This is a genomic window from Streptomyces sp. H27-D2 (genome assembly GCF_035828615.1).
Taxonomy (GTDB): Bacteria; Actinomycetota; Actinomycetes; order Streptomycetales; family Streptomycetaceae; genus Streptomyces.
Map to the genome: position 1 here is coordinate 18,718 of NZ_JAYMZR010000092.1, position 9,294 is coordinate 28,011.

A 9,294-nucleotide genomic window follows, 5' to 3' on the forward strand; every position below is an offset into this window, starting at 1 on the left:
GAGGTGACCGCCGTGCTGGACATCGCCGAAGAACTCACCCGGTGGTGCGAGCAAGGACGCGACTTCGCCGTCGCCACAGTCGTGGCGACGAACGGAAGCGCGCCCCGGCAGCCCGGCGCGGCGCTGGCCGTCGACTCCGAAGGCACAGCGATCGGCTCCGTCTCCGGAGGCTGCGTGGAGGGCGCGGTGTACGAACTGTGCCGGCAGGCGCTCGAAACCGGCGAGACCGTGCTCGAACGCTTCGGATACAGCGACGAGGACGCCTTCGCCGTGGGTCTGACCTGCGGCGGAGTCATCGACATCCTCGTCACCCCACTCCTTACGAGCGTCTCGTCGGCGGACGGCGGCTCGGCGACCGCCGGCTCGGGGGGCGGCGCTCGGGTGAACGCCACCCGGGCGGCCGACGCCCTGGGGGAGACCCCGGCGGCCGACGCGACCGGTACCCCTGAGCCCCCCAGTACCCCTGAGCCCCCCGGGAACCCTGAGCCCCCCGGGAACCCTGAGCCCCCCGGGAACACCCGGACGCTCGTCGCCGCGCTCACCGCCGCCGCCAGAGGCGAGGCGGCGGCCGTCGCGCGGATCATCGACGGCCCGGCCGGCATGCTCGGCCGCGCCCTGCTGGTCCGCCCCGACGGTACGTACCTCGGCGGCCTCGGCGGCCACCCTGCGCTGGACCGCACGGCCGTCGGCGAGGCCCGCGCGCTGCTGGACGCCGGGCGCACCGCGACCCTGGAGATCGGCGCGGACGGCACCCTGTGCGGCCGGCCGCTGACGCTCCTCATCGAGTCGAGCGTGCCGCCGCCCCGCATGATCGTCTTCGGCGCGATCGACTTCGCGGCGGCCCTGGTCCGGGTCGGCAAATTCCTCGGCTACCACGTCACCGTCTGCGACGCCCGCCCCGTCTTCGCGACCCCCGCCCGCTTCCCGGACGCCGACGAGATCGTCGTCGACTGGCCGCACCGCTACCTCGACACCGTCGACACCGACGGCCGCACCGTGCTGTGCGTCCTCACCCACGACGCCAAGTTCGACGTGCCGCTGCTGGAACGGGCGTTGAAGCTGCCGGTCGGCTACGTCGGCGCGATGGGCTCGCGCCGCACCCACCTGCAACGCCTCGACCGGCTGCGCGAGGTCGGCGTCAGCGAACTCGAACTGGCCCGGCTGCGCTCCCCGATCGGCCTCGACCTCGGCGCCCGGACGCCCGAGGAGACGGCGCTGTCCATCGCCGCCGAAATCGTCGCCGACCGCCGCGGCGGCACCGGCGTCGCCCTCACCGGCGCGCACACCCCGATCCACCACGACGTCACGCCGCTGGCCGGACGCATCGGCTCGGTGGCCTGAGGGGTCGGCGGCAGCGTCGTCCTCGGTGGGGCCGAAGCGCCCGCCGGTTGCGGACAGAACCCGTCCGCAACGCGTCGTAGCGTGATGGGCATGACGAACCCCGTGCTCGGCCGCCGCGCACTCAACAGGGCGCTGCTCCACCGCCAACTCCTGCTGGAGCGGTCCTCCACGCTGACCGCCGCGCAAGCGATCGACCACCTCGTCGGCATGCAGTCGCAGGCCCCCGGCGCCCCGTACATCGGCCTCTGGACACGGCTGGCGGACTTCGCCTTCGACGACGTGGCGGGGCTGATGGAGAGCCGCGCGGCGGTACGGCTCACACTCATGCGCGGGACGGTGCACCTGGTCGGCGCGGCCGACGCGCTGCTGCTGCGGCCCGTCGTCCAGCCCGCGCTGGAAAAGGGCTTCCGGCACAGCCAGTTCGCCGCCGGCGTGCCGGGAGTCGACCGGGACGAACTGGTCGCGGCCGGCCGGAAGCTGCTCGCGGAACGGCCCAGGGGACCGGCGGAACTGCGGGACGAGCTGGGACCGCGCTGGCCGGCCGCCGACCCGGCGTCGCTGGTCCACGCGCTGCGCTGCTGGGCCCCGCTGGTGCAGTTGCCGCCGCGCGGCGTCTGGGGCAGGAGCGGGGGGCCGGTGTACTCCACCGTCGAGGACTGGCTCGGCCACCCACAGACCGAGCCCCCCGCACCGGAGCCGGTGCTCCTCCGCTACCTCGCGGCCTTCGGCCCGGCGAGCGTCGCCGACATGCAGAAGTGGTCCGGGCTGACCGGCCTGCGCGAAGTGGTCGCGCGGCTGGGCCCCGAGCTGCGCACCTTCCAGGACGAGCACGGCCGCGTCCTGTACGACGTCCAGGACGGCCCGCTCCCCGACCCGGACACCCCGGCGCCCGCCCGCTTCGTCGCCGAGTTCGACAACCTGCTCCTCTCCCACGCGGACCGCACCCGTGTCCTCGCCGAGGAGCACCGGACGCGGGTCATCACCGTCAACGGCCTGGTGCGCGGCACGATCCTGCTGGACGGCTTCGTCGCCGGCACGTGGACGATCGAGCGCGAACGTGGCGCGACGACGGTACGGGTCGCCCCTTTCGCCCGGCTCGCCCGTGCGGACCGCGAGGCGCTTTCCGCGGAGGGCACGGCGCTGGCGGCTGCCGCCGGGGGAGAAGGCCGGACTGAATTCAGCCTGTCCGGCGATTGAGGACACCCCGTCCACCGGCCGGTGGCTCCCGTACCGCGCCCCGGCCCCGCCGCAATGTCATACCCCCGCGCGAGGATGGAGCCATGACGGACCAGACCTCCTCCGGTGACCACCAGCCCCCTCAGATCCCCGCCTGGGAGCAATCCGTCGGGCCCGGCTGGTCAGCGCTGCTCGACGAACTTCACCACCGGCTTCTCGCCCTCGCTCCCGACTACCGGATCGAGGACTTCGGCACGCAGTTCGGCGGCCTGCGGATTCACGTCGCCGACCGGTTCGACGCCGACGGCGAGTTCGACGGCGCGTGGGCCGATGCCGCCGCCGCGCTCATCGACGCGTTGGAACTCGCCTCGGAGAAGACCTGTGAAGGCTGTGGAGCCGCCGGCCGCCCCCGGTTCCTGGGCGACCGGCAGCGCAGCTGGATCCGGACCGTTTGCGACGCGTGCAGCGCCAAGCGGCCGGCGCCGCCCGCGCTACAGGGCCCGCCGGCGCCGAGCTTCGGCAGCGCGCGGCGGGGGCCCGGCGCTTGGGCCGCGGGCGCGGGGGGCCCGGCGCCGGCGCGTGATCACGCGCCCTCCCGGCCCACGCCCTCCCGGCCGCCGCCGACCCGCCGTACGACGCGCAGCAGGTACTCCTCGCGGTTGAGCGGATCGTGGTCCGACCTCGGCCGGGCCGGGACCGTGCCGTGGACCGGCCGGTAGTGGTCGAAGGCGCACTCCAGCACGCCCTCGCCGCTGGTCAGCGACGGCAGTTGGCGCTCCAGGTCATGCACCGAAGCGGCCGGGATCTCACCCTCCACCAAGTACCACGAGCCCCGCGCCGTCGACGTCCGGGGCACGGCACGCAGCCGCGCCAGCACGGGCAGCACCGGCCCGAACAACTCCGCCGGGATGTCGAGGCGGAAGCGGTGCATCGGCTCGTAGACCCGGGTCCCGGCCCGCTCCAGCGCGCTCATCAGCACCAGGGGCGTCAGGTTGCGGAAGTCCCCGGCGGTGCTCGACATGCTCTTGTCGAAGACGGCATGGGAATGGCTCTGCCGCGCCGCGTAACCGGAACGCGTCATGGTCACCGTGCAGTCGGTGACCTGCCATCCGTGAATCCCTTGCCGCAGCGTCTCCTTGACGGTCTCCTCGACCGCTGTGAAGAACGCGAACGGCATCGACCCGAGCTCGACCGCGAGCCGGAATTCCACACCGGTGTCGATCGGGGCCGGCTCGACGCGCAGCCCGACGGTCGCGAGGAAGGGGTTGGAATCGGCGTGCAGGATCTCGGCGGCCTCGCCGCTGCCCACCGGGCGTTCCACGTGGAGGGTGGTCGTCCCCCGGAAGGTGACGTCGATGCCGAAGTCGTCCGCCAGGGTCGCCTGGATGACCTCCTTCTGCACCTCGCCGTAGAGCGAGACGGAGGTCTCCCGCCGGACCGGGTCCTGCCGCAGATTGATCAGCGGGTCCTGCTCGGCGAGCTGGGTGAGCGCGAGGTGCAGCGCGCCCCTGTCGGCGGGCTGGCAGGGGGCGACGATCGTCTCCAGCGTCGGCGGCGGAAAATGCCGGCTGTCCGAGGGCGCCGTGCGCGGCTCGCCGATCGCGTCGCCGATCCGGACGTCGCCGAGACCCCAGAGCTTGCCGATCCGCCCCGCGACGACCGCGTCACACGGCAGGTCCGAGCCGCGCTCGAAGACGCTGATCGCGGTGACCTTGCCTTCCTCGTCCCCGCGCAAGCGCAGCCGGTCCCGCACGCGCAGCGTTCCCGAGAACATCCGGACGTAGGCGATCTTCTCCCCGGCCGGGCCGCGCTCGACCTTGAAGACGCTGCCCGACACCGGGCCGTCGGCGTCGCCTTCGGCCGTGGGCAGCAGCTCGGTGACGCCGGCGATCAGCGCGTCCACGCCCGCCCCCGTGATCGCCGAGCCGACGAACACCGGATGCACCAGCGCCCGCCCGGTCTGCGCCGCGAGTTCGCCGCGCAGCCGGGAGTACGGGAGCGCCGTCTCGTCGCCGACGTACGCGGCGAGGAACGCGTCGTCGCGGTCGGCCAGCAGATCGACCAGCCCGGAGGCGAAAGGGCCGTCGGAGGCGGTGTACGGCGCGGTGTACGCACTACGGGTGCCCAGCCCGCCGGCCGAGCCCATGGAGATGCTCGCGGCGGCCAGCTTCTCGGCGATCTCCCGCAGCACGCGCTCGTACTGGGCGCCGCGACGGTCGATCTTGTTCACGAAGACGAGGGTGGGGATGCGCAGCCGCCGCAGCGTCCGCATCAGCACACGGGTCTGCGCCTGGACGCCCTCCACGGCGGAGACGACCAGCACCGCGCCGTCGAGCACGCTCAACACGCGTTCCACCTCGGCGATGAAGTCCGGGTGGCCGGGTGTGTCGATCAGGTTGACCGTGACGCCGTCGATGAGGAAGGAGGCGACGGCGGTTTTGATGGTGATGCCGCGCTGTCGCTCCAGCGCCATGGAATCGGTCCGGGTGCTGCCGGCGTCGACGCTGCCGATCTCCCCGATGACCCCGGCCGTGTGGAGCAGCCGCTCGGTCAGGCTCGTCTTGCCGGCGTCAACATGCGCCAGAATTCCCAGGTTCAGCGTTCGCACGAAGTGTCATGTCCTTGAGATAGGTGGTATTGACCTCCTGGATGGACATGAAAGCTCGGCACATAATCGTGACTCCTGGGTCGGATCGGCTGGTGCCGGACAGTTCAGCAAACGGCGGGCCCCGGAGGCAACTGGTTTGACTGCCGCTGGGCGGGCTCCCACGCGATGGACTGCCGCCCAGCGGCCGTGGTCCGGAAACGCTGCATCCGGAACACGGCCCGGCGGGCCTCACCGGCCGCTGGCAACCGTGATCGCGACGACGCTCACGACGCGCACCCCCGCAAGGCCGCCGCGAGTTTCCGGGCGACGCCCGGCTTGCAGCGCCCGAGGTCCACGAGCGGCGGCAGGTAGTCACTGGCGAGGCACACGGCATCGAGCCCCAATGACGGCAGCAGGACACCCACCCCCGTCAAGGCCGCGCTCAGTTCGTCCCGCGCCCCTTCCGCGTCCCTGATCTTCTCAATCGCCGCTCTGCGCTCCGTCGTTCCCATACCTGCCGAACCTTTCTCGCTGCTTGCACCTTCCACTGACGAGCATCGCGGCGTAGGGCTACGATTACTAGCAGTGACAGTTTTCGGAGCGCCGGAACGAAAACGGGGGGCAACAGTGCCCGCACCGAAGGACCTTGACCCGTCCACGTCCCTGGCCGCGCTGTACGGCGTGAAGCTGCGCAAGCTCCGCACGCGCGCGGGGTGGACGCAACGGGAGCTGGGCGACAAGGTCCCCATCGCGCACAGCCGCATCGCCCAGTTCGAGCTGGGCAACGAGACGCCGCCGAAGGACGTGTCCGATGCGTTGGACGCGTTGCTCGGGGCGGACAATGACCTATCCGACCTGTGGGAGCACATCAAGCGGACCCCGATCCCGGACTGGGCACGGAAGTTCGTGACGTATGAGGCCAAGGCCACCGCTATGCACAAGTACATGGCGCACAGCGTCCCCGGTCTGCTCCAGAACCGAGGCGTACGCGCGCGCCATGCTCAGTGTTGGCCAGGTCTACAGCGGCGGGGCTGCGGGGGACCTAGATGAGAAGCTGACGGCTCGCATGGAGCGCCAGACCATTCTCGGGGGCCCAACTCCGCCATGGTTGTGGGTCGTACTGGACGAGGCAGTCCTGCATCGGACGGTAGGCGGGCCGGTGATCACGCGGGACCAGATTGCTCATGTACTCACCATGGCTGCTACGCCGCGCATCACGGTGCAGGTCCTCCCGTACGACCGGGGCGAACACCCAGGCATGGGAGGCTCGGTGACGCTCCGCACGCTACCGGCTGGCGGACAGGTGGTGTACTTGGAAGGAATCAACTCCGGCACATTGGCGGAGGTGCCGGGGGAGGTCGAGCAATATGCCATCGCTTACGATCTCTTGCAGGCCAACGCACTGCCCCCGGATGTGTCTGCGGACTTCATCCGCAAGGTGATGGAGGACAGGTACCCATGCCCGCCGCGCGACCCGACCTGACCAACGCCGTCTGGCGCAAGAGCAGCCGCAGCAACCCTTCCGGTGGCGACTGCGTCGAAGTGGTCGATGGCATCCCGGGCCTCGTCCCCGTCCGTGACAGCAAGAACCCCACCGGCCCCGCGCTGCTCTTCCCGGCCACCGCATGGGCCGCCTTCGTCGACGACGTGAAGACGGCGGCCGACCGGCCCCGCGCCTGACCGGCCCCGCGCCTGACCGGCCCCGCGCCTGACCGGCCCCGCGCCTGACCGGCCCCGCGCCGGGCAGCGCGGCGCGGCCGTCGCGGAGCGGGCCCCGGCGCGAATGCCGGGGCCCGCTCGCGTATGCCCTCCCGGGCGGGTCAGTCCACGGGCCGTCAGCCGCGGGCGAGTGCCCGGAGTCGGCTGTAGGTGCCGTTGAACTGGTTGCGGTCACCGACGGCCGAGCCGTTGGACCTGTACTGCCAGATGGTGTGGAAGTCCCACTTCGCCGGCAACTGGCCGACGGAAGGGCCGTAGCGCGGGACCCACAGGGGGTTGGTGTCGTCGAATCTGCCGGAGTCGCGGGTGCACTGCTTCCACCAGTTGGCGGAGGTGTAGATGACGGCGTGCCGGCCGGTGTGCGCGCGGTAGGTCTTGAAGAAGTCCCCGATCCAGCTCACCATCGCGCTCGGGCTTTTGCCGTAGCAGGTTGCGCCGTACGGGTTGTACTCCATGTCGAGCGCGCCGGGCAGTGTCTTGCCGTCGCCCGACCAGTCGCCGCCGTGCTTCACGAAATACTTGGCCTGGGCTGCGCCGCTGGAGTTGTTCGGCAGCGCGAAGTGGTACGCGCCGCGGACCATCCCGGTTTTGTATGAGCCGTTGTACTGCCGGGTGAAGGACGGATTGGTGTAGCTGGTGCCCTCCGTGGCCTTGACGTAGGCGAACCGCACTCCGCTTCTGCGCAGCGTCGACCACTTGACGCGGCCGTTGTGGCTGGAGACGTCCACGCCTTCGACGGACGAGCCTGCCGCCCGGGGCGCCGGGGCGTCGGCGCGGTCGCCGCCCTCGTGGGCGCGGATGGTGGAGCCCATCCAGTCCTTCTCGGGATGATCGGGCCCCCTCACATCGGTGGCGTTGGCGCCGGCGGCACCGGGCGCCGCGAGGGTGGAGAGGAGAGTGATGAGGATCCCGGCCGCGGCGGGAAACGTACGGCGGGCCGGACCGGATCTGCGCAGGGACATCGCGTGCCTCCGAGGGCCTCGATGGACAATTGCCAGCGGGTATACGCCCCGGAATCTACCTATATATGGTCTTATATGGTCTGTACGACATGCTGGTCGGGCAGAATGACCGGCGGGAGCGTCCCTGCCCGTACCCCCGTCCGACGCTCGAACGTATGCGCTGGATTTCGTGATGCGCCCCGCCGACTGATTGTTGAATTTCTCCGCTTCGTGCCAGTGATACGGCCGTTCGGCCCAGTGCGGCTCATGCTGCGGCGACCACGGCGCGATACCGACAGTGGCGCGATATCGACCGTGGTTTCCGCGACCCCCCGTTGAAGCCCTTGAACCCCTGGAGCCGGTGGAACAGTGAAATGCTGTCAGGCCGGTGCGCCGGGGGTATTGAAGAAATGCGCAGCGCGGAAAGAAATTTCACACGGCCGGCAGCTTCACGCGGTCAGCGACTTCACGGTGACTTCACGCGGTCGGTGACTTCACACGGCCAGCAGGACGCTGGTGGGCGCGCCGTCGACCCGGTCCCAGGTCGTCCCCGTCGTACGCGACTTGAGGAAGTGCCGCGAAGTGAGGCTGGTCATCGTCTTGAACTCGCGGGAGAAGTGCGCCTGATCGCTGAAGCCGCAGGCGGCGGCCACGTCGGAGGGCCTGCCCTGCTGCGTCAGCATCCGCACCGCTCGCTGTAATCGCAGCACCCGTGAGGCCGCCTTGGGCGTCAGCCCGATCTGTTCGCGGAACCGGCTCTCCAACTGCCGACGCCCCCAGCCGGCGCCCGCGGCCAGTCGGCCGATGGGGGTCAGGCCGTGGGTGGAGGTCAGCATGTCCCAGGCCCACGCCACCTGCGGCGAGCAGGCCGGGCCGGCCGCGGCCCACTCCGTGAGGACGAGGTCGAGCAGCGCGAAGCGGTCCTGCCAGCCCGGGAGGTCCTGGAGAGCGCCGGTCAGCAGTTCGGCCCGGGGGCCGAGGACCTCGGACGGTTCGGTGATGGTTTCGGCCAGCTCATGCATGGAGATTCCGAACAGGGTGAAGGCCATCCACGGTTTGAGCAGGATCTCGATGCCGTACAGGTCTCCGTCGTGCTCGCCGACCCGAGCCTCCGTGTGCAGCCCGGCGAGCAGCGAGCCGAACCGCCGGGCGCCGCCGCCCTCCGGTCCGGCCGGAGAGATGCGCAGCCCTCCGGCGAACGTCAGCAGCAGCGTGACCAGCCCGTCAGGCGTCTCCAACCGTCGGCGCGGCCCGATGAGGTGCAGCCGGAACCCGCGGTACCCGTGGACTCCCGGCAGCAGCCGCGGGTGCGGTCCGGCGCAGCTGACGTCCCAGGCCCTGACCGGTACGGTCTCTTGGCGCATGGCGGCCCTCCCCCGTCGACAGCCTTGCCGCGACCTCACCCTAGCCTCGCGCTTTCATGAGCGTGCTCGTCCATGCCTTGATCAAATAAGCGGAGAGTGCCTCTGACCTGCAACGATGGGACTTGTCTAGGGTCCTGTTGGCTGCACAGAAAGAAGCACTCTCCAG

The 9,294-nt window shown here is 70.9% G+C and carries 9 protein-coding genes; 5 read left to right on the forward strand and 4 right to left on the reverse strand.

The features are described 5' to 3' along the window. Positions 1–12: 12 nt before the first annotated feature. Positions 13–1,341 carry an XdhC family protein gene (locus tag QMK28_RS27460; protein ID WP_326442299.1) on the forward strand — a complete coding sequence of 443 codons (1,329 nt, stop codon included), beginning with the start codon at positions 13–15 and terminating at the stop codon, positions 1,339–1,341. A gap of 90 nt (positions 1,342–1,431) precedes the next feature. Further along, entirely contained in the window at positions 1,432–2,538 is a 1,107-nt protein-coding gene (locus QMK28_RS27465) for a winged helix DNA-binding domain-containing protein (RefSeq protein WP_326442289.1), read from the forward strand. Between the two features lie 562 nt (positions 2,539–3,100). Here QMK28_RS27465 and QMK28_RS27470 read toward each other — a convergent pair. Both QMK28_RS27470 and QMK28_RS27475 read right to left on the reverse strand, forming a co-directional pair. Continuing rightward, the gene (locus QMK28_RS27470; protein WP_326442290.1) at positions 3,101–5,125 is read right to left on the reverse strand and encodes a translation factor GTPase family protein; all 2,025 of its coding nucleotides are present in this window, start codon (positions 5,123–5,125) and stop codon (positions 3,101–3,103) included. Positions 5,126–5,388: 263 nt separating this feature from the next. Continuing rightward, positions 5,389–5,616, reverse strand: a complete 228-nt coding sequence (locus QMK28_RS27475; protein WP_326442291.1) for a hypothetical protein — start codon at positions 5,614–5,616, stop codon at positions 5,389–5,391. Positions 5,617–5,731: 115 nt separating this feature from the next. Between QMK28_RS27475 and QMK28_RS27480 the strand changes: the two genes are divergently transcribed. Genes QMK28_RS27480 through QMK28_RS27490 form a run of 3 tightly spaced genes read left to right on the forward strand, consistent with a single transcriptional unit; the run spans position 5,732 to position 6,784 of the window. Further along, positions 5,732–6,154 (forward strand): helix-turn-helix domain-containing protein, encoded by a 423-nt coding sequence (locus tag QMK28_RS27480; protein WP_326442292.1) that lies wholly within the window; start codon positions 5,732–5,734, stop codon positions 6,152–6,154. Then, on the forward strand, positions 6,102–6,587 hold the full coding sequence (locus QMK28_RS27485; RefSeq protein ID WP_326442293.1) for a DUF5753 domain-containing protein: 486 nt from the start codon (positions 6,102–6,104) through the stop codon (positions 6,585–6,587). The genes QMK28_RS27480 and QMK28_RS27485 overlap by 53 nt, the downstream gene beginning before the upstream one ends. Continuing rightward, positions 6,563–6,784, forward strand: a complete 222-nt coding sequence (locus tag QMK28_RS27490; RefSeq protein WP_326442294.1) for a DUF397 domain-containing protein — start codon at positions 6,563–6,565, stop codon at positions 6,782–6,784. Before QMK28_RS27485 ends, QMK28_RS27490 begins: the two co-directional genes overlap by 25 nt. Positions 6,785–6,939: 155 nt before the next feature. Here QMK28_RS27490 and QMK28_RS27495 read toward each other — a convergent pair whose 3' ends face one another. Together QMK28_RS27495 and QMK28_RS27500 are read right to left on the reverse strand one after the other, a co-directional pair. Further along, positions 6,940–7,785 carry a lysozyme gene (locus QMK28_RS27495; protein ID WP_326442295.1) on the reverse strand — a complete coding sequence of 282 codons (846 nt, stop codon included), beginning with the start codon at positions 7,783–7,785 and terminating at the stop codon, positions 6,940–6,942. 473 nt (positions 7,786–8,258) lie between these two features. Continuing rightward, the gene (locus QMK28_RS27500) at positions 8,259–9,128 is read right to left on the reverse strand and encodes a helix-turn-helix domain-containing protein (RefSeq protein ID WP_326442297.1); all 870 of its coding nucleotides are present in this window, start codon (positions 9,126–9,128) and stop codon (positions 8,259–8,261) included. Positions 9,129–9,294 lie beyond the last annotated feature (166 nt).

Bases quoted from the DNA above. Each gene is read 5' to 3' on its own strand.
- QMK28_RS27485 (WP_326442293.1), top strand. From the start codon at position 6,102: ATGCTCAGTGTTGGCCAGGTCTACAGCGGCGGGGCTGCGGGGGACCTA.
- QMK28_RS27500 (WP_326442297.1), bottom strand. From the start codon at position 9,128: ATGCGCCAAGAGACCGTACCGGTCAGGGCCTGGGACGTCAGCTGCGCC.
- QMK28_RS27465 (WP_326442289.1), top strand. From the start codon at position 1,432: ATGACGAACCCCGTGCTCGGCCGCCGCGCACTCAACAGGGCGCTGCTC.
- QMK28_RS27490 (WP_326442294.1), top strand. From the start codon at position 6,563: ATGCCCGCCGCGCGACCCGACCTGACCAACGCCGTCTGGCGCAAGAGC.
- QMK28_RS27475 (WP_326442291.1), bottom strand. From the start codon at position 5,616: ATGGGAACGACGGAGCGCAGAGCGGCGATTGAGAAGATCAGGGACGCG.
- QMK28_RS27495 (WP_326442295.1), bottom strand. From the start codon at position 7,785: ATGTCCCTGCGCAGATCCGGTCCGGCCCGCCGTACGTTTCCCGCCGCG.